The sequence below is a fragment of the Nocardia sp. NPDC056611 genome, assembly GCF_042792755.1.
GTDB lineage: Bacteria > Actinomycetota > Actinomycetes > Mycobacteriales > Mycobacteriaceae > Nocardia.
Genome location: NZ_JBHTVV010000012.1, coordinates 37399 through 61480, shown reverse-complemented (window position 1 = coordinate 61480; position 24082 = coordinate 37399). Strand labels below are relative to the sequence as shown.

The window sequence follows — 24082 nt, the reverse complement described above, 5'->3', positions numbered from 1 at the left end:
TCAGGAAGTGAGATGGGGACATTCGGTATCGAGTTCGGCGATCCACGGGCGCGATGCGATCCTGCGCTGGTAGGAGGCGTCATTCGGCTTGGCGACAACGCGGAGTATTTCCAGGCGCCGATCGGGTACTGGGGTGTGGACGACTATCGGGCGAGTTGGGCGGCCGGGCTGCGGCGGATCGTCGGTGGGGAGTCGGTGGCGTGTCTGCCCGTGACGATGGGTGATCCGAAAACCTCTAATTTCGTGGAGGTTTGGACACTGTATCGGGATGGGGATGTTGTTCACGCACAGAATCAGCTCATCTTCTTGGGCGAGCTCGGGCATGAATTCGATCCGGGTGCGCCTTGGCGGTCGGTGGGGGCTCGGGTGACGGTCGGGGAGGATGGGGAGGCCGTCTCGGAGTGGACAGTGAAGATCACCGCTGTCGAGGAGTTCCTCGAGAGCGGTGATCTTTCGGGGTGAGGGCGGGTTACCACTGGCCGGGGGTGTAGGAGCCGCCGGCCATGCCCGCGAGGACGTTGAGGCGGTTCCAGGCGTTGATGGTCGCGATGAGAGAGATCAGGGCGCCGATCTGGTCGTCGTCGTAGTGCTTGCGGACCTGGGCCCAGGTGTCGTCGGAGATGGCGGAGGAGGTGTCGGCCAGGCGGGTGCCTTCCTCGGTGAGGGCGAGGGCGGCGCGTTCCGGGTCGGTGAAGACGGTGGATTCGCGCCAGGCCGCGATCATCGCCAGGCGGACGGGGGTCTCGCCGGCGTGGGCGGCGTCCTTGGTGTGCATGTCCAGGCACATCCCGCAGCCGTTGATCTGCGAGGAACGGATCTTCACCAGCTCCTGGGTGGCCTTGGGCAGGCTGGACTCGTCGATCACACGGGCGGCGGTGACCAGTCGCTTGTTGAACTTGGCGGCAATGTCATTGGCGTACAGGTTGAAACGCGGTTCCATGATCTTCTCTTCTCTCGATTGACGGGTTGGTGGTTGGTTTCGGTCAGGCGGCGAAGCCCAGGCCCATGGCCACGGCGACGGGCACCAGGTACAGCAGGGGGAACGGGATGCTGCCGAAGTGGCGAGCCCGGATGATGGTGATCACCGCACCCGCGAAGTACAGGATCAACCCGATGGCGGCGGCCACCCCGACGAAGGGGATGAACAGTCCGGCGATCAGCCCGACCGCGCCCGCCGCCTTGGCCAGGGCCAGCGGGGTCCACCACGCCTCGGGCACCGAATACTGACGCAGCGGGTCGACCACGAACTCGGCCCGGCGGTACAGCGAGAACGCCGAGAACCCCACCCAAGCGGCGGCCACGACGGTGACGATCACATAGGCGATGAACATGACAGACTCCAATTTCCTTGCGGGAGAGGGCGATAGCCGCCCTCAGTGAGTGGTTCAGCCGGGGCCTGGAACGTGGTGCGTTTCAGTCGGCTTCGTCAAGGTGACGACGCAGCCCGAGGATGTGTGACACGGCCGATCGCGCAACGTTTCTCGGGTGGTCCGCGAATAACCGGGTAATACCGAGGGGAGAGGACTGGTCATGAAAAAGATCGTCGGGATTGGTGTGGCGGTGGCGGCGTTGGGGCTGGCCACTGCTTGTCAGGACGGGGCTACCGGGCCGAAGCCAGGTGGGGTGACGACCACCACGGTGGGCGCTCCCGGGGGCGTGCAGCCGACGGGTGGGGAGCAGACACCGGGTCGGGAACAGTCGCCGGGGGTGACGAAGCCCGCGGGGGACGGGGTGCCCGCTACGGCGGGTGGGGGGAATTGTGTGGATTTGAAGTCGCCGGTGGTGACGGCGGCATTGGGGAAGCTCGGGGCGAATGTGGGTGGGGAGGGGTTCTCCGCGCAGAGCGGGACCGAGGCGAAGGTGGGGTCCTGTCCGGCGCTGATGTGGGTGCTGGCGGATACGCCGCATGGGACGGCCAGTTCGCCGTGGCAGGTGATGTTGTTCAACCAGGCCGGGTTCCTGGGGACCGCGACCAAGAAGTCGACGTCCTATACGTCGGTGGTCGGGTCCTCGGATCGCAGTGTGCAGGTGCAGTACCGGTGGCTGGCGGGGAGTGACCCCAGCTGCTGTCCTTCGGGTGGGCCGGTGGTCGTGACGCTCACGCTGGGGGCCGACGGTCATACGGTGACGCCGGATCGGGACTTCCCGACCGAGGTGACCAATCCCAAGTAGTCCTGTCGAAAAGTGAGCAATCCTGCTGCTCCGGTGGGCCGGGAGCGGCGGGATTTGCTGTGTCCGGAGGAAGAATACGCAGGTGGGGCACGGTATTCCGGGGGCTCGGAGGGGTGATTCGAAAGGGAGTAGAAGGTGAGCTGGTGGTCACTTTAGAGTTCGAATCACCGTGAACTTGCGGTAGATCACCTCGGAAGGGAGTCGATGATGACAACCGACCCAGCGCTCCGCACCGGGCTGACCGTGTCCGGCCGTCCCATGTCCGGGCCGCTGCAGGACGTGCGCACGCTGTCCCGGCAATTGGTGGGGCATTTCGTCGACACCGTGATCCCGTGCGGCACCCTGCCCGGGGATGTGATCTCCGGGGACGTCACCCGGGTCACCCGGGTCTGCCTGGAGCTGGCCGTCAGCATGTTGGACGGCAAGGACATTCCCGCGAAGGTCGAGCGGCTGTCGGACGCCGCCGCGGGGTGGGCGCGGGAGGGGGTGCCGATCGACACCGTGCTGCATTCGGTCCACGAGGGATTCAAGGTCGGGATGGACCTGATCACCTCCGGGGCCACCGCACAGGATTACGCGCACCTGATGGACGCCGCCAGACTGGTGGTGGAGCTGCTGGACACCATCAGCGCGACGGTGGCGCGGGCGTACGTGAGTGAGCTCCGGGCGGTGGTCAGCGAACACCACAATGCCGTGCACACCCTCACCTCGGCGCTGCTGGGCGGCCACCCGACCTCGACCATGGCCCGCGAATGCGGCATCGATATCGCGGCCGAGTATTCGGTGGTGGCCCTGGACATTCCGCGGCATCCGGACGAGCGGCATCCGATGCTGGACGGAAAAGTGGTGGCCCGCCGCAAATTACGCCGCGTGCAGGCCGAACTCGCCACACGCTGCGGAGAATCCGCGCTGGCGCTGTTGAGCGTGGACGGCGGCACCGTCCTGTTGCCCACCACGAGCCCGATCACCGAACAACTCGACGAACTGCTCACGCGATTGTCGGCGGCCGCGCGCGTTCCCATCACCGCGACGGTGGTCGTCGCCGCACCGTCCGATATCCCGTCGGCCGCCGACCGGGCCCACGAACTCCTGGACATCGTGCACCGCCTGGCCTGCGAACCGGGCCTCTACCGATTCACCGATATGGCGCTGGAATACCAGCTCACCCGGCCCGGCCTGGGCCGCGAAACCCTCGGGGCCCTCCTGGATCCGCTCGACGCGCATCCCGAACTGCTGCAAACCCTGCGCTGCCACATCAGCACGAACCTCAACCGCCGCCGCACCGCGCGTTTGATGCACATCCACACCAACACCGTCGACTACCGGGTCAAACGCATCTGCCAGATCACCGGTTTCGACCCGACGGTGACCTCTGGTCTGTGGCAGCTGCGGGCGGCCCTGATCGCCCGCTCCTTCACCGACCGCGAGTAGCCGCGAACGACACTTCCGCGGTGGCGTAACCGAACAGCTTGCGCCCCTGTGATCGGGCGTCGATCGCGATCGTCGCGGTCCGCCGCCGCCGGTCACAGGCGATGACGCGGCCGTTGAACTCGATATCCGCGCCCTCGAAACGCGGAACCGCGAGATAGTGCACGTGATTGGCGAATTCGGCCCAGAACTTGACGACCGCGGCCGGATCCCGGGTCCACGAACTGACATACCCGGTGGCCAGCGCCAGCACCAGCTGCCCGGGCGCGACCCGCACGGGCCGCCCCGACGCGGTGAACCGACGGCGGTCGACCTCCGTATCCCCCACCGCGAGCGCGTAGTTCGCCAGATCGCGTGCCGTCACGGTGGCCCCCGCCGTGGGCAGGACGGTATTGACGGCCAGATCGTCGAAATCGATGTGCGGGCCCTCCGCTCGCGGCTGCCCGCTGCGCCGGACGGCCGCCCGGACCACCGGGTCGGCGTATTCGGTGAGACCCGCCCCGGCGACCGGCCGGGTGCGGGCCGGCGCGCCGCCGGTGTCGCGACCCCCGACCAGCAGAGCCGTGGAGCAGGTCTGCACCGGCTTCCCGTGCTGATCGGTGAGCGCGCCAGAGACGGTCACGACATCGAAAGACCGGAAATGGCGGAATGATTCGATGGAGAAATCGCAGTTCAGCACGTCCCCCGCGAGTAACGGACGACCGATCTCGAGGGTTTGGTCCACGTGGACGACCCGGTCCGCCCGATATCCGGTGATCAACCGTTCGAGGACTTCGCGACGCGCCTGCTGCCACACCAGCGCCCCGAAGGTCGGCGGGGCGACGAGTGCGTCGAAACCCCAGCGCGCCGCCGCGGATTCCTGCCAATGCGCGGGATGGTACGCCTGCACGGCTCGCGCGAACTCCCGAATCCTGCCGCGCTCCACCGGAAACGAACCCGCGCACCGATAGTGGTGCCCGACCAGCGCACGCGCCTGCTCCGCGGCCGTGCTCCGAGCATCTGTGTTCACCCGAACGATGATTCGCCGCCCGCCTGGCTACTCGCGCGTTCGTTCGTCAGATTCAGAAGAGTCACCACCGCGCGAAACCGGGTCTGTGACGGAGAACCCCCGCATCGGCGCACCCTTTGTTGCGCGCCATGGCTGCGCCACCGCCGATTCGGGCTGCTTTCCAAACTCCCGTTCAGCACCGGTCCGACCAGCGTTTCCGCTCCTAGGTTCGCCCTCATGAGACGAAGAACCCGCCCGCACGCGCTACGGGCACTGGTCATAGTGGGAGTGTCACTGCTGACGCTCGGATTCGCCGGGACGGCGGCGGCCGAACCCTCCGGCAGCGGCGGCACCGGATCGGCCTGCACCTCCGGGAGCGGCGCCGGCTCGGGCAATGGCTCCGGAAACTGTTTCGGCGGTTCGGGATCCAGCACCGGACTGTCGGGCGGCTACGCCTCCGACACCGTCGGCTCCGGTCCGCCCATGACGTCCTGGCTGGCCGCGTTCGGGTACGGCCTGGCCAATCCGGATGTCGCGCCGCCCGGCACCAATGACTGGAACTGCAAGCCGACCGCCGCGCATCCGCGTCCGGTGGTGCTGGTGCACGGCACCTGGATGAACGCCTACAACGGTTTCGCGTACATGAGCAAGCCCATCACCGACGCCGGATTCTGCACCTTCACCTTCAATTACGGCCGTTCCGGCCTGGTGCAGGGCGGCGGGCTGGGTTCGGTGCTGCCGGGCGTGATGGGCACCGGCTACATCCAGGATTCGGCGAAGCAGCTCGCCGTGTTCGTGGATCGGGTCCTGACGGCGACCGGCGCACCGCAGGTCGACCTCGTCGCGCATTCGCAGGGCGGGCCGATGTCGGGCTGGTACACCAAGTTCGAGGGCGGCGGCGCGAAGGTGAAACACCTGATCACCTATGGCGCGACGCATCACGGCACCTCGCTCGACGGGATCGGCGCGCTGGGCCGGGCGATCAACAACTTCGGTATCGACGTGCTCGGCTTCGTGGAGCTGTTCGTCGGGCACGCCGGTATCCAGCAGACCATCGGCTCGGATTTCATCACCAAGCTGAACGCGGGCGGCGACACCGTGCCGGGCATCGACTACACGGTGGTCGGCACCCGCTACGACGAGATCACCAACCCGTCGGAGCTGACCTATCTGAAGGCGGGTCCGGGTGCGCGCGTGGACAATATCGTGCTCCAGGACGGCTGTGAGCAGGATGTCTCCGACCATCTGACGCTCATGTACTCGCCGCGAGCGCTGTCGATCGCCTTACGGGCACTGGACCCGGAGCGGTTCCCGACGCTGCAGTGCACCTTCAATCCGTGGGTGATCGGCGGCGGCGGCGGGTTGTAGACGCCGCGGTCGGGGGGCTCGGCGGGCATCGCCATCACCGTCATCGGGTGGTGTCCGCCGGGCTGCCGTCCATTTCGGCGCTGATCCACGCCGCGATCATGTACCCGGTCATGGCGACGACCTCCTGCCGCTCGTCACTGCCGACCTCGAGCGCGGACGCGCGCATCACCCCGGCGAATCCGGTATTGACCAGCACCGCGGCCATCACATCGTATTTGTGGTCGTTGCCCGGGCCGAGCAGCTGGATGAGCAGCACCTTGACCAGCAGCCGCAGCCGCGGCTCGAACTCCGGCAGGCCGCTGTTGTAGAACTGCACACCGCCGACCAGGGCCCGCACCAGCTTCGCGTTCGCGACCGGTTCCTGGGTGAACATCTCCAGCAGTCCGGTCACCACGTCGGTGCGCGACCGGAGGGTCTGCGTCTCCGATTGCGGCGGCAGCCCGGAAAGCCATTGGGTGAAGCGGTTCTCGACCCGTTGCAGCAGCTGCTCGAGCAGTTCGTCGACCATGACGCCGCGATCGGCGAAGTACCGGTAGACGGTGCCGATGCTGACCTCGGCCTCGGCCGCGATCCGATTGGTGGAGGTGTCGGCGATGCCGCGCTCGCCGAACAGCCGCGCGGCGGTGTCGAGGATGTGCGCGCGGGTGGCCTTCGACCGCTCCTGGGTGGGTCCGCGACGCTGTCGCGCTGCCTTCGGCGGCATCACAGCCTCCCTGCTGTGCGGCGAAAATGAGCTTTGCTCATCTTAGGGCGGCGAGCGCGACCCGGCTGTATGTTGTTGCCACACAGGCTCGAAGGCCCACACGGAGGTGCCATCCATGACCCGTCGAGTACGCGGCGGCCGGGTGGCCCGGGGCGGCCGATTGGGCACGCTGGCCGCCGGGCAAGCCCTGCGCGGAGCGGGAACCCGTGTGCAGATGATCGGCCGCACCGAGGAGGCCCGGCGCATCCTCGCCGAACGGTCCACGTTGCAGGCGGCGCAACAGCTGGTCACCGTCCTGGGCGGGATGAAGGGCGCGGCGATGAAGCTGGGCCAGATGCTCTCGGTGCTCGACGTCGACCTGATCCCGGAGGCGCATCGGGAGATGTTCCGCGCCAAGCTCGCCGAATTGCGCGACCGCGCCCCCGCCGTGGATTTCGCGGCCATGCGCAAGGTCATCGAGGACGATCTCGGTCCGTTGTCCCGTGTCTTCGCCGATGTCGACGAGACCCCGGTCGCCGCCGCCTCCATCGGGCAGGTCTACCGCGCCACCCTGCACGACGGCCGCACCGTGGCGGTGAAGGCCAAGTATCCGGGCGTCGACGACGCCGTCGCCGCGGACATGCGCAATCTCGAATTCTTCAGCAGGCTCTGGAAATCCGCGCTGCCCAGCGCCGCCGACGGCGGTGTCCTCGACGAGATCGCCCGCAATATCGGCACCGAACTCGACTACGTGCGCGAGGCCCGCACCCAGCACCGCGTCGCCGCCCGCTACCGCGGCCACCCCTACATCGTGGTCCCCGACAGCATCGAAGAATTCTGCGCGCCACACGTTCTCGTCACCGAATTCATCGACGGCTCCCCCTTCGAGCACATCCGCACCCTGCCCGCCGCCGACCGCGACCGCCTCGGCGAACTCATCTACCGCTTCTACATCACCGGTCTTTTCACCGACGCCGAGTTCTGCGGTGACCCGCACCCCGGCAATATGCTGCTCGCCGCCGACGGCCGCATCGGATTCGTGGATTTCGGCCTCTACCACCGGATGGACCCGCGGCACGTCGAATTCGAACGCACCGCCCTGCGCGCCGCCGCCGAGAACCGGCCCCAGGACCTGTACGACCTGTGGACCAACCGCGGCATCATCGATCCGGCCGCGGGCGTCACGCCCCAGGAATGCTTCGAATACGTGTGGGCCGCGGCCGGATGGCATCTCCTCGACGAGGAGATCACCATCACCCCGGAACTCGCCACGGCCGCCGTCGTCCACGCCGTCGACCCGCGCTCGGCCGACTTCCGCGGCATGCGCCGCGAGCTCCTCCCGCCCGAGCACGTCTTCTCCCGCCGCGCCGACCTGCTCACCTTCGCGGCACTCGGCCAGCTCGGAGCGACCGGCAACTGGCACCGGATCGCCCGGGAATGGCTCTACGACGAACCGCCGGTCACCGAGATCGGCCGTCGTTCGCGCCGTCACGCATGACCGTCCGGAAGCCGAGGTGGCAGGTGGACGTGTCCTCGGTCTGGCCCTGCCGGGCCGCCGGTCGATACCGCAGGCAGTAGTTGGGTGCGCACAGGAACGAGCCGCCCTTGGTGACGCGACGCGGAAAGCGTTCCACCGTATCGGATTCCGTGACGACCGGGTTGACGGGCGCGCAGCACGAGGCGGGCGCGGGACGCCGGTGGTCAGCGGTGAAGAGGTCGCTGGTCCACTCCCAGACATTGCCCGTCATGTCCGACAGGCCGTAACCGTTGGGCGGATAGGTGCCCACGGCGGTGGTGCCGGGCAGATCGGATTGTCCACGGGCGGGGAGGAATTCCCACGGGAAGCGGCCCGTCCAGGTATTGGCCATGCGGCGGCCGCGTGGTTCGAACTCGTCACCCCAGGCGTAGGTGGCGGCGGCGAGACCGCCGCGCGCGGCGAATTCCCATTCGGCTTCCGTCGGGAGCGATCTGCCCGCCCAGGCGGCGTAGGCGGTGGCGTCCTCGTGGGCGATCTGGGTGACGGGATGACGGTCGAGGCCGTCGAGGCTGCCGGCCGGGCCGCGCGGATGCCGCCACGACGCGCCGGGTACGTATGCCCACCACCGCCGGTAGTCGTCGAGGCGTACCGGTCCGGTGGTGCGCTGGAAGACCAGTCCGCCGGGCACCAGGTCGGCAGGATCCGCGCCTGGGAAATCGTCTGGGTCCAAGGGTCTTTCGGCAACCGTCACATACCCGGTCGCCTTCACGAAGCGGCGGAACTCGGCGTTGGTCACCGGGTGCTCGTCGATCCAGAACGGTTCGACGGTCACGGTGTGGACCGGTCGTTCCTCGGGGAAGAAGTCCTCCGAGCCCATGGCGAAGCTGCCGCCGGGCACCCGCGCCATGCCCTTCGGGGTTACAGGCAACCCGGTGGTCACCGCTCGTCGAAGCCCACCGCGGGGCCTTGGTAGCGGTCGGCGCGGTGGGATAGTCGCTCGGAGAAGGTCTCGGCCCAGGCCATCGACTCGGTCTCGTCGGTGATCTTCGCACGACGCCGGGTCGCCGACGGCGAGGTCGACGGCCGGCGCTTCGAGCCGCCCGGGCGGGCTTGGAACGCCAGCACCCGAACTCCCCAGGCCACGTATGCCGCCACGCTCATCCCCGCGCATTCGGCGGCATCGCTGAGGGTGAGCCAGTCGTCATCCCCGACGCTCACCACGATGTCCCTGCTTGCCATGACTGAACGGTAGTCCGATTGGGTCTCCGTCGCCGGTAAACCCAGGTCCAATGCCGTGTCAGGAGTATCAGGAGCCGTATCAGGTCGGCATCAGGCCGATATCAGGCGCCGGGTCGAAAGTTCTCCCCATGAACAGCACAGCAATCGCGGCCTCGGGGCTGCGGAAGGCATACGGGGACAAGACGATCCTCGACGGCATCGATCTGACCATCGCGACCGGCAGCATCTTCTCGCTGCTCGGGCCGAACGGGGCGGGCAAGACGACCACGGTCAACGTGCTGACCACCCTGCTGCGGGCCGACGGGGGGACGGCCCGCGTCGCCGGATACGACATCGCCACCGAGACCCGCGCGGTGCGGGCGGCGATCGGGGTCACCGGTCAGTTCGCGGCGGTCGACGACCTGCTCACCGGCGAGGAGAACCTGCGGCTCATGGCGGACCTGCACCGCCTGCGCGGCAGCGAGAGCAAGCGGGTGGTCGCCGGCCTGCTCGAGCGGTTCGAGCTGACCGAGTCGGCACGCAAGCCGGCCTCGACCTACTCCGGCGGCATGCGCCGCAAACTGGACCTGGCCATGACCCTGGTGACCAAGCCGGACATCGTCTTCCTCGACGAGCCGACCACCGGACTGGACCCGCGCAGCCGCCGCACCATGTGGGAGATCGTGCGCGAGCTGACCTCCGACGGCGTCACCATCTTCCTCACCACCCAGTACCTCGAGGAAGCCGACCAGCTGGCCGACCGGATCGCGGTACTCGACGGCGGGCGCATCGTCGCCGAGGGCACGCCCGACGACCTCAAGCGCCGGGTGCCGGGCAGCTACCTGCAGCTCCGGTTCCGCGACAGCGCGCAGCTGGAAGCGGCCGCCCGGATCCTGCCCGACGGCACCGCCGACCACGAGGCCCTCACCCTCCAGGTGCCGGGCGACGGCGGGTCGAATGCCCTGCGCGCCTTGCTGAACCGGCTCGCCGACCACTCGATCGAAGCCACCGACGTTTCCATCCACACCCCCGATCTCGACGACGTTTTCCTTGCCCTGACCGGGCACGCCACCACGGAGGCCGACGCAGCATGAGCACCATCGTTTCCACCGAATCCACCGCGACCGACCGCACCGGCGCCACCGGCGGCCTGAGCGCCTCGCTCGGCGACTCCACGATCATGTTGCGCCGCAACTTCAAACACATCGCCCGCAACCCCGTCGCCATCTTCAATGCCGCGCTGATGCCGGTGATGATGCTGTTGATCTTCGTCTACGTGTTCGGCAGCGCCTTCAATGTCGGCGAGGACTACATCAACTACGCGACACCGGGCATGATCCTGCTGGCCATCAGCTACGGACTCTCCGGCACCGCGGTGTCGGTCAGCTCGGACATGGCCAAGGGCATCATCAACCGGTTCAAGGTCATGGACGTCTCCCGCGGCGCGGTGCTGACCGGGCACGTGGTGGCGACCATGCTGACCAACCTGATCGCCATCGCCGCCGTGCTCGGCGTGGCCTTCGCCCTGGGCTTCCGGTCCCCGGCCTCGGCCACCGAATGGCTGGGCGCGGTCGGCGTCATGGTGGCGACTTCGTTCGCGGCCTCCTGGCTGACCGTCGCGCTGGGCATGGCGGCCAAGACCCCCGAGTCGGCGGGCATGTCGGTGGTGCCGCTGATCATGCTGCCCTTCGTCAGCAGCGCGATCGTTCCGGCCGACCAGATGGGCCAGGGCGTGCGGCAGTTCGCCCAGTACCAGCCCTTCACGCCGATCATCGAAGCCCTGCGGGGCTTCCTGACCGGTCACCCGTCGGGCGGCTACACCGCCGCCGCGCTGGCCTGGTGCGCCGGGTTCGCCATCGTCGGATACCTGTGGTCGCGAGCCACTTTCAGCAAGCGAGCGTGACCCGGGCCAGCTCGTGCCAGTCCGCCCGCGCCCCCTCCCCCGCCGCCTCGGTGAAGCCGTCTTCACCGAGGCGGCTTCGTGTCGTCTGCTCGATCCGGGCCACATCCGGATGCGAGCGGTCGGCCAGGCCGCGCACCGCGTCACCGGCCGCCAGCAGTCGCACGGCCTGCTCGGCCTGGCCGTCGCGCAGGGCCAGATCGGCGATGCCGACGATGATCCGGGCCAGCAGGGGGGCGTGCCCGCCGGCGGTCGCCGCCTGAAAAGCCGCGGCGCGTTCGGTTCTGGCGGCGACGGTGTCCTCGGCCAGATAGCCGCGCAGATCGTGGATCAGGGCGCTCATGAAGGGCTGACCCACATCCTCACCCAACATCATGGTCGCGAACGCGATCTGACGCTCGGTCTCCGCGCCGTCGCCGTTCCAGCGGGCCAGTTCCGCTCGCGCCAAGGCCAGTTCGGCCAGGCCACTCGGCCACGCCGCTTGATCCGCGTACCGCTGCGCCTCGGTCAACGCGACCGCGCTCGCCTCGAAATCACCGAGCAGCCAGTACAACTGGGCCTGGCGTGACCGCATCCGGACGGCGTCCTCGATCGCGCCGACCTCGGTGGCCGCGGCCACCGCCTGCTCGAAATACGCGCACGCGCGGCCGAATTCGCCGCGCATGGCGATCCGGTCGGCCAGCTCGGTCAGCGCGAACGACATGCCCCAGCGTTCACCGATGGCCCGGAACTCGGCCAGCGCCAACTCCAGCTGCTCGTCGGCCCGCTCCCCGTCCTGACCGAGCACGACCCGCAGCTTGCCGGTCTGCAACCGGGCCAGCGCCCGCACCCACGGGTCCGCGTCGTCGAGCAGCGCTTCGAAGGCCGGCAGGAACTCGTCGGGCCCCTGCAACATTCGTTCCAGGGCCGCGAGGAAGGCCAGGGCCGGATGACTGGCCTGGATGCCCCGGCTGACCTCGCTCGCCTTGTGGATCCACTCCTCCACCTGATGCTGGTCGCCGGGGCCGGAGGTGGCGAAGTGCACGACCAGCCCGTACACGGTGGCCCGGATCTCGGCGTCGACCGCCTCGCCGGGCAGCGCCGCGGCGGCGCTCACCAGTTCCAGGCCCTCGGCCTTGTGGCCACTGAGCCACCAGTACCACCCCGCGGCGGCGGCCAGCCCCAGCGCGCCGGGCGCGTCCGCGGCGGCGAGGGCGCCGCGCATGGCGGCCGCGATGTTGTCGTACTCGGCGTCCAGCACCGCCAGCCACCGCACCTGTTCGGCGCGGCGCAGATGCGGTTCCGCGGTCGCGGCCAGCGCCGTGAAGCAGGCGAGATGCGCGCGGCGCGCGGCGTCGGACTCCCCCGCTTCGACGAGACGATCGCGGGCGTACTGCTTGATGGTGTCGAGCATGCGATAGCGCGGCTCGTCGTCACCGGCGGTGCGCAGCAAGGATTTCTCGGTCAGCGTGGTCAGCAGTTCGAGCACCTCCCACTGCTCGACCGCCGTCTCCGCGCCGAACTCGGCGGCCGCGCACACCTGCTCGGCCGCTTCCAGCGTCGCGCCGCCGGAGAACACGGCCAAGCGGCGCAAAACCTTTCGCTCGGCGGCGGTGAGCAGCTCCCAGCTCCAGTCGACCACCGCGCGCAGGGTGCGGTGCTGCGGGATCGCGGTGCGGCTGCCGCCGGTCAGCAGCCGGAAGCGGTCGTCGAGACGGTCGGCCAGCTGCTCGAGGGACATGGTGCGCAGGCGCGCGGCGGCCAGTTCGATGGCCAGCGGGATCCCGTCCAGCGCCCGGCACACCCGGGCCATGGTCGACAAGGTGCGGGCATCGGCCGCGAGATCCTTGCGGACCGCGCTCGCCCGGTCGCGCAGCAGCTGGACGGCCGGGGAGGATTCGATCTCGGCGGCGTCGGCGTTCCCGGCCGGCAGGGCCAGCGGCTCGACCTGCCAGAGCGCCTCACCCGTGATGCCCAGGGGCTCACGGCTGGTCGCGAGGATGCGCAACCGCCGGCACTCGCCGAGCATGCGGTGCGCGAAGGCGGCCGCGGCCTCGATGACGTGTTCGCAGTTGTCGAGGATCAGCAGCATGTCGCGGTCGCGGACGGCCGCGATGAGCCGGTCGACGGGTTCCGCGTTGGGCGCGCCGCCGAGCAGCGCGTCGCGCAGGCCGAGCGCGGCCAGCGCTGACTGGGCGAGATCGCCACCCGCGCCCGCCGATGCCAGCTCCACCAGCCACGCCCCGTCCGGCAGCTCGGCGAGCATGGCGCGCCCGGTCTCGGTGGCCAGCCGGGTCTTACCGGAACCGCCGGGACCGGTCACCGTCGTGAGCCGGTGTGCCGCAACGAGTTCCCGCACGGCGTCGAGGTCCGCCCGCTTGCCGACGAAGCTGGTCAGCTCGGCGCGCAGATTGGTACGGCGATCCTCCTCACGCTGCGCGCCCACCTCGCCGCGCAGCAGCGCGACATGCAGCGCGGACAGTTCCGGCGAGGGGTCCACGCCCAGCTCGTCGGCGAGGGCCTCGCGGGTGCGCTGATAGACGGTCAGCGCCTCCGCGCCGCGGCCCGCGGCGGCGAGCGCGCGCATCAGGGAACCGGCGAGGCGTTCCCGCACCGGGTTTCGATCCACCAGCTCGGTCAACTCGGCGACCAGGCCCGCGCCGCGGCCGAGCCGGACCTCCGTCTCGTAGAGATCCTCGGCGGCGGCCAGGCGCAGGCCGTCGAAGCGGGTGATCGCGGCGTCGACAGCCGCGTTCTCCTGCGCGCCGAGGTCCTGCAGGGGCGCACCGCGCCATAGTTCCAGGGCCTCGCGCAGGGCCTGCGCCTGCTGGGCTTCGGCGCCGCCGCGGGCCGCGTCCAGCAGCTGTTCGAAGCGGACCGCGTCCACGGCGCGGGGTGCGACGGCCAGCCGGTAGCCGCCCGGCTGCACGTCGATCACGCCGTCCGGCAGCACCTTTCGCAGCCGGGACACCAGCGCCTGCAAGGCGTTCGCCGCGTCGGCGGGCGGCTGCTCGCCCCAGATCCAGTCGACCAGCGCGCTTTTCGCGACCGCGCGGCCGGGTTCGAGGGCCAGCGCGATCAACAAGGCCCGCAACCGGACACCCGGCACGTCCAGGGATCCACCGTCCTCGGTTCGGATCTCGAGCGGTCCAAGCATCCTGATCTGCACCGGACCATTGTGCCGTCAACCCGTGACCGGGGCAGAACCTGTGTCAGCAGCCGTGTCAGGACAGCGTCAGCCCGCTGTCAGCGCGGGCCGTCAGAGTTACTCCCATCAGCCCGGTACCAGCCGGAATCGCACCCAGAGGAGCACGTCATGACCGCCTTCGAGACCCCCGCCCCGATCACCGTCGACGTCGCCGTGGCCGCCGGGAACGTCACCGTCACCGCCGCCGACCGCACCGAATCCGTCGTCGACATCCGGCCCGCGAACCCCGGCAAGAAAGAGGACGTGCGCGCCGCCGAACAGGTCCGGATCGACTTCACCGACGGCGTCCTCACCGTGCAGACCCCCACCGGCTGGCGCGCCCACAACCCCTTCGCCGCCGTCGGGACCATCGCGGTCACCATCGCCGTCCCCACCGGCTCCCGCCTCACCGGTACGGTCGGCCTGGGCACCCTGTTCGGCACCGGCGGCCTCGGCGACTGCGAACTCGAGGTGTCCGCCGGCGACATCACCGTCGATCGCCCCCAGGGCTCGGTGACCGCGAAGGTCGCCAAGGGCGACATCCACATCACCGAAGCCGCCCGCGGCGTCCTGCGCCTGGAAACCTCCATGGGCGACCTCACCGTCGGCATCAAGCCCGGCAGCGCCGCCCAACTGGAGTCCAACACCAAGTCCGGCTCGGTGCAGAACCGCCTGGCCGCCGTCGACCAGCCCCAGGACCTCGTCCAGGTCTACGCCCACACCTCCTTCGGCAACGTCAGCATCGGCCAGGGCACCGCCGCCTGACCCTTCCGACCACGTTGACCGGCCCGGTCGCCGCCCCGCGGCGCCGGGCCGAACGCGTGTCCGTACCGAAGTCCCGGCCACCAGCGGGCGCGGTAGCGGTCCGGAGGGGCGGCGGTATCGTGGCGATCGTGGATGGTGGTATCGCCGAGGTCGGGTCGCCCGACGTGGGTCAGGTGCGGGAATGGCTGGCCGAGGCGGAGCGGAATCCCGCGGGCCTGCCGGACGCGGGGTACCTCGCGCTGCTGGAGACCGATGGCCCCGAACTGGACCGGCTGGGGGAACTCGCGGACGCCCTGCGGAAGCAGAGTGTCGGCGATGCCGTTACCTATGTCGTGAATCGGAACCTGGACACGGCCGCGGTGTCGGGCTCGGCCGCGCGGGATCGGCTGGCCGCCCTCGTCGCCGAAGCGTATGAACTCGGCGCCACCGAGATCTGCATGCAGGGCCCGCTGCCCGCCGACAGCGATGACGACTACCTGTCGCTGGTCTCGGCCATCACCGGCAGCGCACCCCTGCATCTGCACGCCTTCCGGCCCGAGGAGCTGCTCGACGGTGCGGCTCGGCTCGGAGCGCCGCTGGACGAATACCTGGTGCGGGCCAAGGCTTCCGGGCTGGGGTCGGTGCCCGGCACCGGGGCCCGGATTCTCGACGACGACGTCCGCGCCCGGCTCAAGGGCGGGCCGGATCTGCCGGTGCGCGAATGGGTTCGGGTGATCGAGGCCGCTCATCGCGCGGGGCTGACCTCCACCGCGACCATGGTGTACGGGCATATCGAGACGCCCGCGCAGCAGCTCGCGCATCTGCGGCTGCTCGCGGAGATTCAGGACCGCACCGGCGGCTTCACCGAATTCATCGCCATGCCCATGGATCCCGTCACCGCGGCGGCCGGATTCCGCACGCCCGAGGTGCCGGAACGCCTGCGGCGGCAGTCCCGGGCCGTTCACGCCGTCGCGCGACTGCTGTTGCACGGGCGGATCGACAATATTCAGGCCGCCTGGCCGCGGCTGGGCGTCACCGCGGCGGTCGAGCTGTTGAGCTGCGGCGCCAACGATTTCGGCGGGCTGCTGCTGGACGGGCGGCTCGCGCCGGAATCGGGTCCCGAGGCCGGACTGACCCTCACCGTCGAGGATGTCGAGCGGATCGCGGGCGAGCTGGGCCGCACCCTGCGGCAGCGCACCACCCAGTACGGCTGGATCTGACGCCATGGCTTCGAATTTCACCGCGGCACATGCCCCGGAAGAGGTCGACGTCCTGATCGTCGGCGCGGGGTTCGCCGGTATCGGCATGGGCATCCAGCTGGCCCGCCGCGGCCGGGAATCGTTCGTGATCATCGAACAGGCCCAGGATGTGGGCGGCACCTGGCGCGACAACCGCTATCCCGGTGTGGCCTGCGATATTCCGGCGCACCTGTACTCGTTCTCGTTCCTGCCGAACCCGCGCTGGTCGCGAGTGTTCGCCGAGGGCGCCGAGATTCACGACTACCTGCGCTCCTGCGTGAAGCAGGAAGCCCTCGAACCGTATCTTCGGCTGAATTGCGCACTGGAACAGGCGGAATGGCTCGAAGCCGAGGAGCGCTGGCGGGTCCGCACCTCGCAGGGCGAGTTCTCGGCCGCGAACCTGGTCATCGCCACCGGGCGGTTGACCGAACCCAAGATCCCGCCGATCGCGAACCTCACCGAATTCCGGGGCCGCCGTTGGCATTCGGCGCGCTGGAACCCGAAGGTCTCCCTGGTCGGCAAGCGGGTCGGACTGGTGGGCACGGGCGCGTCGGCGGTGCAGATCCTGCCGCGGCTGGCGGGCGAGGCCAGTGAAGTCGTGGTCTTCCAGCGTTCGGCCCCGTACGTGCTGCCGCGCGGGGACCGCTTCTACACCCCCGACGAGCTGGCCGGGTTCGCCGCCGACCCGCAGTCGATCACCGCGCTGCGGGACGAGCTGTTCGCCGAGGCGGAGCTCAGCATCGCCGCGCGCCGCCGCCGGCACCCGGAGATCGATCTGCTCAGCCGCCGCGCGCTCGACCACCTGGCCGCGCAGGTCCGCGATCCGGAACTGCGGCGGCGGCTCACCCCGGATTACGAGATCGGCTGCAAGCGAATCCTGTTCTCCGACGAGTACTACGCGGCCCTGCAACAGGACAACGTCCGGCTGGAATCGACCGAGCTGACCCGGATCAGCGACGGCCTCGCCATCGCCGCGAGCGGACAGGCCCACGACCTCGAGGTGCTGGTCTTCGCGACCGGCTTCAACGCCACCCGCCCGTCCATCGCCAAGCGCATCCACGGCCGCACCTCCCTGCTGTCCGAACGCTGGAGCAACGGCATGGCGGCCCACGCCTCCACCACCGTGGACGGCTTCCCGAACATGTACGTCCTGGACGGCCCGAACGCGGCGCTCGGCCACAACTCGGCCATCTACGTGATCGAGACCCAGATCGACTACGTGCTCAGCGCTTTCGACCACCTGGCGGCGGTGCCGGAGACCGTCCTGGAGGTCACACCCGAGGCGGTCGAATCCTCCATGGCCGATATCGAGAACCGCGCCCGCGACACCGTCTGGACCCAGGGCCGCTGCACCAGCTGGTACCGCGACGAGCAGACCGGCCGCGTCACCCTGCTGTGGCCGGACTCGGCGGAGTCGTTCCGGCGGTCCAACGGGGCGTTCGACATCAACGCCTACCGGTAGCCCGTCCGGGCCCGTCCCCGGAATGAACACCGGGTGCCCCGAGTATTTCCACAGCGTTCCCTCCGGGACCTCGGCGGTGCGTCGGCCTAGGCTGAGGGCATGACGCCGCTGCAGCGCTATATCGCAGAGGAAATCGCCACCGACCACGTCGAGGGCCTGCTCAGCCGCCGCGAGGCGCTGCGCCGGTTGGGTCTGCTCGGCATGGGAGCGCCGGCCGCGGTGGCGCTGCTGGCCTCCTGCGCCGAATCGGCCCGGCAGTCGACTCCCGCCACGACCGCCGCCGGACCTTCCGCGAGCCCGTCGTCCCCGCCGCCCGGCGCCGCGAACGCGGTACCGGCCACGCCCATCACCTTCGCCGGACCCGAGGGCCGCACCCTGCAGGCCGCCTGGGCCGAGGCGGCGCAGCCGCGCGGCGGCGTGCTGGTCATCCATGAGAACCGCGGACTGACCGACCACATCCGTTCGGTGACCGGCCGTTTCGCGGGCGCGGGCTATTCGGCGCTGGCGGTGGATCTGCTCTCCGAGGAGGGCGGCACCGCCACCTTCACCGATCAGGCCGCCGCCACCGCCGCCTTGAGCAAGATCCCCCAGGACCGCTTCATCGCCGACCTGCGCGCGGGCCTGACCGAGCTGGGGCGGCGGGCGCCCGGAAAACGGCTGGGCGCCACCGGTTTCTGCTTCGGCGGTGGCCTGACCTGGCTGCTGCTCACCTCCGGCACTCCCGAGCTCGCCGCCGCCACCCCCTTCTACGGCCCCTTCCCCGAGGGCGGCCAGGTCACCGGCTCCCAGGCCGCCGTCCTGGCGGTCTACGGCGCGCTCGATGCCCGCGTGGACGCATCCCGGCCGGCCGCCGAAGCCGCCCTGAACCAGGCCGGCCTGCCGCACGACAGCTATGTCGCCGAGAACGCCGACCACGCCTTCTTCAACGACACCGGCCCGCGCTACCAGCCCGCCGCCGCCGCCGAAGCCTGGCGGCGCGTGATCGATTGGTACGGCCGCTATCTAGCCTGAGCGTCGTGGAGTTGCGCCAACTGCGGTACTTCGTGACCGTCGCCGAGGAATTGCATTTCGGGCGCGCGGCCCAGCGCCTGCACATCGCGCAGCCGGCCGTCAGTCAGCAGGTGCGGCGGCTGGAGCGGGACCTGCGGGTGCAGCTGCTGGACCGTTCCCCGCGCCGGGTGCTGCTCACCGAGGCCGGACAACGCTTCCTGCCCGCGGCCCGGGCCGTGCTGGCCGCCGCGGATCAGGCGCGGGCGTCGGTCGCGGAGCTGGCGGGCGGCCGGGCCGAGGTGTTCCGGCTCGGGACGGTGACCGGGCTCGCCGAACGGCTGGACGCGGTCCTGGACACCTTCGCCGAGCAGGCGCCCGGGGTGCGGGTGGAGCTGGTGGCGCTGCCGGTGCGTGACCGCCTGGCGCAGGTGGCCGACGGGAGTCTGGACGCGGCCTTCGTGCGCTCCCCCGCGCCCGGCGAGACCCCGGACCTGGATTTCCTGCCCGCCTGGGACGATCCGCTGGTGGTGGCATTGTCCGCCAAACACGGACTGGCGAACCAGGATTCGGTGCGGATGGCCGACCTGGCCGCGGTGCCGCTGCGGCTGACCGAGCGGCGCAATCATCCGGCCCTCGTGGATCTGGTGCTGGCCGCGTGCGCGCGAGCCGGATTCGAACCGGCGCCCGCGCCCGCGTCGACCACCTTGCAGGACACCCTCGCCGCCATCGGCGCGGGCTCGCCCATGTGGACGGTGGTGTACGCGTCCAATGCCCGGCAGGTGCACAATCCGCGGGTCGTGTTCCGGCCCTTCACCGATCCGGGTATGAGCCTGCCGATCGCGTTGGCCGTGCGAGCGGATGCCGCCTCGACGAATCTGCGCCTGCTGGGTGCGCTGCTGGCCGGCGAATAGCGATAAGGATCGCTTATCGCTGCGTTAACGAGCCGCCCATTGGCCGGCGTCCGGAATTCCGGTGAACTGTTCTCAGTCCCAATGGATTTCACGAAGGAGAACACGTCATGCCGATCGTCACCGTGCAGCAGGGTCCGCGCACCGTCGAGCTGAAGCGGGATCTGGTGCGCCGCATCACCGACGCGTTCGTGGACGCGTATCAGATTCCGGCCGAGGCCGTGCAGGTCTGGATCCACGAGACCCCCGCGGACAGCTGGGGCACCGCCGGCCGCCTGACCGCGGACGGAAAGTAGCGGTGAACCGGCGGTCGCCAGAACCGGACCCCGCAGTCCTAATCGACTGCGGCGCACCCGAACCGACCCGCCGGTACCGATAGATGTCGGAGCCGTGACAACCTGGCATCGACTGCACATACTCGCAGGTAGACCCCGATTCTAGTGATACAACGGCAGCATGACGGAGGTTGTCGGCCCCAAGCTCGTACCCACACCCGCGGGTCACTCGGTGGAATTCTGGGGCTATTGCATGTGGGGCCTGGCCGCGCTGGCCATCGCCGTATCGGAACTGGCATCGGTGTTCGGGCTGGCGAGCTGGCCCACCATCTCCAATACGATCGGCCACCTCGAGACCCAGCATTCGATCGTGCGGGTGATCGTGGTGACGGTGATCGTGCTGCTCGCCTATTACGCGGTCCCGCAACTGACCACCCCGCCCGAACCCGTCGTACAGCAGGTGGCGGGACGCACCATCACCGTGAACGGCCGTGTCACCAAGACGGATTCGGTGATCACGCTCCTGGGCGCGGGCTATCTCACAGCAGCCTTCGCCACCTATGCCTTCGGCGTCCTGTTCGCCATCGCCGACCGCGGCATGAACCCGCATTCCTATCTGGGCGCGTACGTGCTCTACGGACTGATCGCCCTGATGTGGGTCATCCTGCCCAGCGTGCTGGCCATGGTCTTCACCCGAGATGTCCCGTTCCCCACACTGTTTCGCACCATCGGCTACCTGGAGCGACGCGCGCACCCGGTCGCCGCGATCCTGCTCGCCGGACTCGTGGTGCTGCTGATCCACCTGGCCTTCTACCCCTGGCCGCGCGTGGAGAGCTGATCGATGGACGACGCGAAAACCGTTGTCAGCGAATTATTTACGCCCCCGTAGCAGTAGGAAGGCCGCGTAGGCCGCGCCCGAGAGACCGATCACCGCGACGACACCGATGGTTGTCAGGATTGCGTCCACCTTTGCGATTTTATGGACCCGGCGGGTCACGCATGCCCGATCGCGGGAAATGGCGTATGCAGGAGGTGTGGGTCGCCATCCGCAGCGCACCCCCCTCTACGGGGCGTTGATGCTGGTCGGGGTCATGCTCACCGGACTCTGGGTCCGGGACTGGCCCTGGCTGTGGCTGCGGGCGCTGGGTTTCCTCGCGTTGTTCGTGATCGCCTTCGCCGGGTTCCTCATGACCTTCCGCGATCTCTCATGACCAGGTCTGGGCACATTTCAGGCAATCCGGTCGAATCGAACGTGTCACAAACATTGCACACATAGCGATTTATGCATATGGTCTTGTTCGAGCGACAACGGAGGAGGGTTATGAGCGACCACGGGCATTCACACGGACACGATCACGCCGGGCATTCGCACGGCGCGACCGCCGACAGCGACAAGCGCTGGCTGGCCGGCGCGCTCGCCGTCATCGTCGTGTTCCTGCTCGGCGAAGTCGTCGTCGGCCTGATCGCCCAATCGCTGGCCCTGCTCTCCGACGCCGCGCACATGCTCACCGACGCCGCCTCGATCGTGCTGGCGCTGTGGGCCATCCGTCTGGCCGCCCGGCCCGCCGAGGGCCGCATGACCTACGGCTGGAAACGCGCCGAGATCCTCTCCGCCCAGGCCAACGGCCTCACCCTGCTGGGGCTCGCGGGCTGGCTCACCTACGAGGCCATCCGGCGCCTCAACGACCCGCCCGACGTCACCGGCGGCCTGGTGCTGGTCACCGCGCTGGCGGGCATCGTGGTGAACGTGCTGGCCAGCTGGATGATCAGCAAGGCCAACCGCACCAGCCTCAATGTCGAGGGCGCGTACCAGCACATCCTCAACGACCTGTTCGCCTTCATCGCCACCGCGGTCGCCGGTCTGATCATCATGCTCACCGGCTTCGCCCGCGCGGACGGCATCGCCACCCTGATCGTGGTGGTGCTCATGGTGAAGGCCGGCGTGGGCCTGGTCCGCGCCTCCGGCCGCATCTTCCTCGAGGCCGCGCCCGCCTACCTCGACCCGGTCGAGATCGGCGCCGAGATGGCCGCGATCGACTCCGTGATCGAGGTACACGACCTGCACATCTGGGAGATCACCTCGGGCACCCCGTCATTGTCGGCGCACATCCTGGTCGACGAGGACGCGGACAGTCAGGCGGTGCGGGCCGCGGTCGCCCACATGCTGGCCGAGAAGCACCACATCGACCACAGCGTGCTGCAGGTCGACTACACCGACCACGCGGAATGCCCCGACGACGACCACCACCACGTCCCGCACTGCCAGGACGCGCACGGTCCGGTGCACCGCAAAACCATTGCGACGAACTGAGATCCGGCCCGCGGATCAGACGCCGACCGAGCGCAGGCCCGCCAGCCGGGCCAGCGCCTCGGCGGTCGGCGAACCCGGCTCGGCGGTGTAGACCACCAGCAGCTGATCCGGATCGGCGGGCAGCGCCAAGGTCTCGTAACCGAGTTCGAGGCGGCCCACCTCGGGATGCTGGATCAGCTTGGCGCCGCGCGTCTTCTCCTTGACCGGATGCGACGCCCACAGCCGCCGGAAATCCGGGCTGCGCTCGGACAGCTCCGCGACCAGGGCGGTGAGGCGCGGATCGTCGGGGTGCAGGCCCGCGTCGCGGCGCAGGAACGCGACCGTCTCACCGGCCACCGTCTCCCACTCCGGGTAATAGGCCGGCGCGGCCGGCTCGAGGAACAGGTAGCGGGCCTGATTCCGCTCCCCCGCCGGAACCCGGGAGAAACCGGACACCGAATCGCCCAGGGCATTCCAGGCCAGCACATCCATCCGCCTGCCCAGCACGAAAGCGGGTGCGGCGAGAGCGTCGAGCACCAGGCGGACACCCGGATGGATGGCGTCGCTGTACACGCCCGACGCCGTGGTGGGATGCGCGTCGACGGTGCCGCCGGGCCGGGCCAGCGCGTACAGGTGCAGCCGCTCCGGATCGGTGAGCCGCAGCGCCCGGGCCACCGCGTCGAGCACGGCGTCCGAAACATGTTTGCCGCGGCCCTGTTCCAGGCGGATGTAGTAGTCGACGCTCACCCCGGCCAGCTGCGCCACCTCCTCGCGGCGCAGGCCCGGAACCCGGCGGCGGCCGTAATCGCGCAGTCCGGCGTCGCCCGGCTGGATACGGGAGCGGCGGGAGCGCAGGAAGTCACCGAGGTCGTTCTGCATGGGATCCAGCGTACGAACCCATCCTGGTACCGGCAGACCCAGGAAAAGCGCAACCCTCGTTGGGTAGGGGAAACGCTCGCAGGATGAGGACATGACTTACGAGAACCTGTCCGGCCGTACCGCCGTCATCGTCGGAGCCGCCAGCGGCATGGGCGAGGCCACCGCCCTGCTGCTGGCCCGCAATGGGGCCCGCGTCGCCCTGCTGGCCCGCCGGGCCGACCGGCTGGAAACCCTGGCCGCCAAGATCGAGGCCGACGGCGGGACCGCGCTGGCCGTCACCGTCGACGTCACCGACTCCGCCAGCGTGACCGCCGCGGCCGCCGCCGTGCACGCCGCCTTCGGCCCCGCCGACCTGGTCGTGAACTCGGCGGGCGTGATGCTGCCCAACCCGATCACCGACGGGCGCGAGGACGAGTGGACCCGCATGCTCGACACCAATGTCGCGGGCCGGCTGCGCATCATCCGCGCCTTCCTGCCCGACCTGCTCGCCGCCGCGGACGCGGGCCGACCCGCCGACCTGGTGAACATCTCCTCCATCGGCGCGCACGTCACCTTCCCCGCCTACTCGGTGTACGGGGCCACCCAGGCCGCCATCACCCAGCTCTCCGCCACCCTGCGCACCGAACTCGGCGCCCGCAAGGTCCGGGTCACCAATATCGAGCCCGGCCTCACCGACACCGAACTCGGCACCCACATCGACAATCCGGAGATCAGCGGCCAGCTCGACGGCATGTTCGGCCTCGTCGACGCCCTGAGCGCCGCCGACATCGCCGACCTGATCGCCTACACCACCAGCCGCCCGGCGCATGTGAATCTCCGCCAGGTCATCGTCCTGCCCACCCAGCAGGCGTGACCAGGCGACACCTGCCGCGCAGCGAAAGCCACTGCGCGGCAGCC

Annotated in this window: 25 protein-coding genes, 1 tRNA gene and 1 pseudogene; 18 read left to right on the top strand and 9 right to left on the bottom strand. The window is 69.5% G+C overall.

The window, feature by feature from the left end; translation table 11 throughout:
• The first annotated feature begins 12 nt into the window (after positions 1 to 12).
• On the top strand, positions 13 to 462 hold the full coding sequence (locus tag ACFRAQ_RS35500) for a hypothetical protein (RefSeq protein WP_379107440.1): 450 nt from the start codon (positions 13 to 15) through the stop codon (positions 460 to 462).
• A 7-nt stretch (positions 463 to 469) separates the two neighbouring features.
• Here ACFRAQ_RS35500 and ACFRAQ_RS35495 read toward each other — a convergent pair whose 3' ends face one another.
• Both ACFRAQ_RS35495 and ACFRAQ_RS35490 read right to left on the bottom strand, forming a co-directional pair.
• The gene (locus ACFRAQ_RS35495; RefSeq protein WP_379107439.1) at positions 470 to 940 is read right to left on the bottom strand and encodes a carboxymuconolactone decarboxylase family protein; all 471 of its coding nucleotides are present in this window, start codon (positions 938 to 940) and stop codon (positions 470 to 472) included.
• Positions 941 to 983: 43 nt separating this feature from the next.
• Positions 984 to 1331 (bottom strand): DoxX family protein, encoded by a 348-nt coding sequence (locus tag ACFRAQ_RS35490; protein WP_379107438.1) that lies wholly within the window; start codon positions 1329 to 1331, stop codon positions 984 to 986.
• A 430-nt stretch (positions 1332 to 1761) separates the two neighbouring features.
• On the opposite strand from ACFRAQ_RS35490, the gene ACFRAQ_RS35485 reads away from it, so the two are divergent.
• Complete coding sequence (locus ACFRAQ_RS35485) at positions 1762 to 2172, top strand: LppP/LprE family lipoprotein (protein ID WP_357089305.1); 411 nt, start codon at positions 1762 to 1764, stop codon at positions 2170 to 2172.
• A 207-nt stretch (positions 2173 to 2379) separates the two neighbouring features.
• Positions 2380 to 3603: a PucR family transcriptional regulator gene (locus ACFRAQ_RS35480; RefSeq protein ID WP_379107437.1), complete on the top strand. Its 1224-nt coding sequence runs from the start codon at positions 2380 to 2382 to the stop codon at positions 3601 to 3603.
• Here the strand turns inward: ACFRAQ_RS35480 and ACFRAQ_RS35475 are convergent.
• The gene (locus ACFRAQ_RS35475; protein WP_379107436.1) at positions 3587 to 4609 is read right to left on the bottom strand and encodes a MaoC family dehydratase N-terminal domain-containing protein; all 1023 of its coding nucleotides are present in this window, start codon (positions 4607 to 4609) and stop codon (positions 3587 to 3589) included. The genes ACFRAQ_RS35480 and ACFRAQ_RS35475 overlap by 17 nt on opposite strands.
• Before the next feature lie 216 nt (positions 4610 to 4825).
• Here ACFRAQ_RS35475 and ACFRAQ_RS35470 point away from each other — a divergent pair, with 216 nt between their 5' ends.
• Entirely contained in the window at positions 4826 to 5956 is a 1131-nt protein-coding gene (locus ACFRAQ_RS35470) for an esterase/lipase family protein (protein WP_379107435.1), read from the top strand.
• A 40-nt stretch (positions 5957 to 5996) separates the two neighbouring features.
• Here the strand turns inward: ACFRAQ_RS35470 and ACFRAQ_RS35465 are convergent, their stop codons facing one another.
• Positions 5997 to 6659, bottom strand: a complete 663-nt coding sequence (locus tag ACFRAQ_RS35465; protein WP_379107434.1) for a TetR/AcrR family transcriptional regulator — start codon at positions 6657 to 6659, stop codon at positions 5997 to 5999.
• Between the two features lie 115 nt (positions 6660 to 6774).
• On the opposite strand from ACFRAQ_RS35465, the gene ACFRAQ_RS35460 reads away from it, so the two are divergent.
• Positions 6775 to 8136, top strand: coding sequence for an ABC1 kinase family protein (locus ACFRAQ_RS35460; protein WP_379107433.1), 1362 nt, complete (start codon positions 6775 to 6777; stop codon positions 8134 to 8136).
• Here ACFRAQ_RS35460 and ACFRAQ_RS35455 read toward each other — a convergent pair.
• Both ACFRAQ_RS35455 and ACFRAQ_RS35450 read right to left on the bottom strand, forming a co-directional pair.
• Positions 8099 to 9022, bottom strand: coding sequence for a formylglycine-generating enzyme family protein (locus ACFRAQ_RS35455; RefSeq protein ID WP_379107431.1), 924 nt, complete (start codon positions 9020 to 9022; stop codon positions 8099 to 8101). The genes ACFRAQ_RS35460 and ACFRAQ_RS35455 overlap by 38 nt on opposite strands.
• A gap of 29 nt (positions 9023 to 9051) precedes the next feature.
• The gene (locus ACFRAQ_RS35450) at positions 9052 to 9354 is read right to left on the bottom strand and encodes a hypothetical protein (RefSeq protein ID WP_379107430.1); all 303 of its coding nucleotides are present in this window, start codon (positions 9352 to 9354) and stop codon (positions 9052 to 9054) included.
• 128 nt (positions 9355 to 9482) lie between these two features.
• Between ACFRAQ_RS35450 and ACFRAQ_RS35445 the strand changes: the two genes are divergently transcribed.
• Together ACFRAQ_RS35445 and ACFRAQ_RS35440 are read left to right on the top strand one after the other, a co-directional pair.
• Entirely contained in the window at positions 9483 to 10427 is a 945-nt protein-coding gene (locus tag ACFRAQ_RS35445; RefSeq protein ID WP_379107429.1) for an ATP-binding cassette domain-containing protein, read from the top strand.
• Positions 10424 to 11236: an ABC transporter permease gene (locus tag ACFRAQ_RS35440; RefSeq protein WP_379107428.1), complete on the top strand. Its 813-nt coding sequence runs from the start codon at positions 10424 to 10426 to the stop codon at positions 11234 to 11236. The genes ACFRAQ_RS35445 and ACFRAQ_RS35440 overlap by 4 nt, the downstream gene beginning before the upstream one ends.
• Here the strand turns inward: ACFRAQ_RS35440 and ACFRAQ_RS35435 are convergent.
• Positions 11220 to 14381, bottom strand: a complete 3162-nt coding sequence (locus ACFRAQ_RS35435; protein ID WP_379107427.1) for a BTAD domain-containing putative transcriptional regulator — start codon at positions 14379 to 14381, stop codon at positions 11220 to 11222. The two genes, ACFRAQ_RS35440 and ACFRAQ_RS35435, sit on opposite strands and share 17 nt — an antisense overlap.
• A 147-nt stretch (positions 14382 to 14528) precedes the next feature.
• Here ACFRAQ_RS35435 and ACFRAQ_RS35430 point away from each other — a divergent pair, with 147 nt between their 5' ends.
• From ACFRAQ_RS35430 to ACFRAQ_RS35410, 5 genes and pseudogenes are all read left to right on the top strand, one after another.
• Positions 14529 to 15164, top strand: coding sequence for a DUF4097 family beta strand repeat-containing protein (locus tag ACFRAQ_RS35430; protein WP_379107426.1), 636 nt, complete (start codon positions 14529 to 14531; stop codon positions 15162 to 15164).
• Between the two features lie 128 nt (positions 15165 to 15292).
• Positions 15293 to 16363 (top strand): FO synthase, encoded by a 1071-nt coding sequence (locus ACFRAQ_RS35425; protein ID WP_379107425.1) that lies wholly within the window; start codon positions 15293 to 15295, stop codon positions 16361 to 16363.
• 4 nt (positions 16364 to 16367) lie between these two features.
• Positions 16368 to 17843, top strand: a complete 1476-nt coding sequence (locus tag ACFRAQ_RS35420) for a flavin-containing monooxygenase (protein ID WP_379107424.1) — start codon at positions 16368 to 16370, stop codon at positions 17841 to 17843.
• Between the two features lie 99 nt (positions 17844 to 17942).
• Entirely contained in the window at positions 17943 to 18854 is a 912-nt protein-coding gene (locus ACFRAQ_RS35415) for a dienelactone hydrolase family protein (protein ID WP_379107423.1), read from the top strand.
• Between the two features lie 5 nt (positions 18855 to 18859).
• Positions 18860 to 18985 (top strand): annotated as a pseudogene (locus tag ACFRAQ_RS35410) (LysR family transcriptional regulator); the annotation flags it as partial.
• A gap of 504 nt (positions 18986 to 19489) precedes the next feature.
• On the opposite strand, the gene ACFRAQ_RS35405 reads toward ACFRAQ_RS35410, so the two are convergent.
• A tRNA-OTHER gene (locus ACFRAQ_RS35405) sits at positions 19490 to 19566 on the bottom strand.
• On the opposite strand from ACFRAQ_RS35405, the gene ACFRAQ_RS35400 reads away from it, so the two are divergent.
• The 5 genes from ACFRAQ_RS35400 to ACFRAQ_RS35380 all read left to right on the top strand — a co-directional run bounded on the left by ACFRAQ_RS35400 (position 19538) and on the right by ACFRAQ_RS35380 (position 22327).
• Positions 19538 to 19744: a hypothetical protein gene (locus ACFRAQ_RS35400; RefSeq protein ID WP_379107422.1), complete on the top strand. Its 207-nt coding sequence runs from the start codon at positions 19538 to 19540 to the stop codon at positions 19742 to 19744. The genes ACFRAQ_RS35405 and ACFRAQ_RS35400 overlap by 29 nt on opposite strands.
• 107 nt (positions 19745 to 19851) lie before the next feature.
• Entirely contained in the window at positions 19852 to 20037 is a 186-nt protein-coding gene (gene dmpI, locus ACFRAQ_RS35395; protein ID WP_036545806.1) for a 4-oxalocrotonate tautomerase DmpI, read from the top strand.
• 160 nt (positions 20038 to 20197) lie between these two features.
• Positions 20198 to 20854, top strand: coding sequence for a hypothetical protein (locus tag ACFRAQ_RS35390; protein ID WP_379107421.1), 657 nt, complete (start codon positions 20198 to 20200; stop codon positions 20852 to 20854).
• Between the two features lie 196 nt (positions 20855 to 21050).
• Complete coding sequence (locus ACFRAQ_RS35385) at positions 21051 to 21227, top strand: hypothetical protein (RefSeq protein WP_379107420.1); 177 nt, start codon at positions 21051 to 21053, stop codon at positions 21225 to 21227.
• Between the two features lie 110 nt (positions 21228 to 21337).
• Positions 21338 to 22327 (top strand): cation diffusion facilitator family transporter, encoded by a 990-nt coding sequence (locus ACFRAQ_RS35380; RefSeq protein WP_379107419.1) that lies wholly within the window; start codon positions 21338 to 21340, stop codon positions 22325 to 22327.
• Between the two features lie 15 nt (positions 22328 to 22342).
• On the opposite strand, the gene ACFRAQ_RS35375 is transcribed toward ACFRAQ_RS35380, so the two are convergent.
• Complete coding sequence (locus ACFRAQ_RS35375) at positions 22343 to 23185, bottom strand: helix-turn-helix transcriptional regulator (RefSeq protein ID WP_379107418.1); 843 nt, start codon at positions 23183 to 23185, stop codon at positions 22343 to 22345.
• Between the two features lie 91 nt (positions 23186 to 23276).
• Here ACFRAQ_RS35375 and ACFRAQ_RS35370 point away from each other — a divergent pair, with 91 nt between their 5' ends.
• Positions 23277 to 24038 carry an SDR family oxidoreductase gene (locus ACFRAQ_RS35370; protein WP_379107417.1) on the top strand — a complete coding sequence of 254 codons (762 nt, stop codon included), beginning with the start codon at positions 23277 to 23279 and terminating at the stop codon, positions 24036 to 24038.
• Positions 24039 to 24082: the final 44 nt, after the last annotated feature.

What these genes read in the sequence shown, in the direction of transcription:
- ACFRAQ_RS35500 (WP_379107440.1), top strand. Translation starts at nt 13, where the DNA reads ATGGGGACATTCGGTATCGAGTTCGGCGATCCACGGGCGCGATGCGAT.
- ACFRAQ_RS35495 (WP_379107439.1), bottom strand. Translation starts at nt 940, where the DNA reads ATGGAACCGCGTTTCAACCTGTACGCCAATGACATTGCCGCCAAGTTC.
- ACFRAQ_RS35490 (WP_379107438.1), bottom strand. Translation starts at nt 1,331, where the DNA reads ATGTTCATCGCCTATGTGATCGTCACCGTCGTGGCCGCCGCTTGGGTG.
- ACFRAQ_RS35480 (WP_379107437.1), top strand. Translation starts at nt 2,380, where the DNA reads ATGACAACCGACCCAGCGCTCCGCACCGGGCTGACCGTGTCCGGCCGT.
- ACFRAQ_RS35470 (WP_379107435.1), top strand. Translation starts at nt 4,826, where the DNA reads ATGAGACGAAGAACCCGCCCGCACGCGCTACGGGCACTGGTCATAGTG.
- ACFRAQ_RS35465 (WP_379107434.1), bottom strand. Translation starts at nt 6,659, where the DNA reads ATGCCGCCGAAGGCAGCGCGACAGCGTCGCGGACCCACCCAGGAGCGG.
- ACFRAQ_RS35460 (WP_379107433.1), top strand. Translation starts at nt 6,775, where the DNA reads ATGACCCGTCGAGTACGCGGCGGCCGGGTGGCCCGGGGCGGCCGATTG.
- ACFRAQ_RS35455 (WP_379107431.1), bottom strand. Translation starts at nt 9,022, where the DNA reads ATGGCGCGGGTGCCCGGCGGCAGCTTCGCCATGGGCTCGGAGGACTTC.
- ACFRAQ_RS35450 (WP_379107430.1), bottom strand. Translation starts at nt 9,354, where the DNA reads ATGGCAAGCAGGGACATCGTGGTGAGCGTCGGGGATGACGACTGGCTC.
- ACFRAQ_RS35445 (WP_379107429.1), top strand. Translation starts at nt 9,483, where the DNA reads ATGAACAGCACAGCAATCGCGGCCTCGGGGCTGCGGAAGGCATACGGG.
- ACFRAQ_RS35440 (WP_379107428.1), top strand. Translation starts at nt 10,424, where the DNA reads ATGAGCACCATCGTTTCCACCGAATCCACCGCGACCGACCGCACCGGC.
- ACFRAQ_RS35430 (WP_379107426.1), top strand. Translation starts at nt 14,529, where the DNA reads ATGACCGCCTTCGAGACCCCCGCCCCGATCACCGTCGACGTCGCCGTG.
- ACFRAQ_RS35420 (WP_379107424.1), top strand. Translation starts at nt 16,368, where the DNA reads ATGGCTTCGAATTTCACCGCGGCACATGCCCCGGAAGAGGTCGACGTC.
- ACFRAQ_RS35415 (WP_379107423.1), top strand. Translation starts at nt 17,943, where the DNA reads ATGACGCCGCTGCAGCGCTATATCGCAGAGGAAATCGCCACCGACCAC.
- dmpI (WP_036545806.1), top strand. Translation starts at nt 19,852, where the DNA reads ATGCCGATCGTCACCGTGCAGCAGGGTCCGCGCACCGTCGAGCTGAAG.
- ACFRAQ_RS35390 (WP_379107421.1), top strand. Translation starts at nt 20,198, where the DNA reads ATGACGGAGGTTGTCGGCCCCAAGCTCGTACCCACACCCGCGGGTCAC.
- ACFRAQ_RS35380 (WP_379107419.1), top strand. Translation starts at nt 21,338, where the DNA reads ATGAGCGACCACGGGCATTCACACGGACACGATCACGCCGGGCATTCG.
- ACFRAQ_RS35375 (WP_379107418.1), bottom strand. Translation starts at nt 23,185, where the DNA reads ATGCAGAACGACCTCGGTGACTTCCTGCGCTCCCGCCGCTCCCGTATC.
- ACFRAQ_RS35370 (WP_379107417.1), top strand. Translation starts at nt 23,277, where the DNA reads ATGACTTACGAGAACCTGTCCGGCCGTACCGCCGTCATCGTCGGAGCC.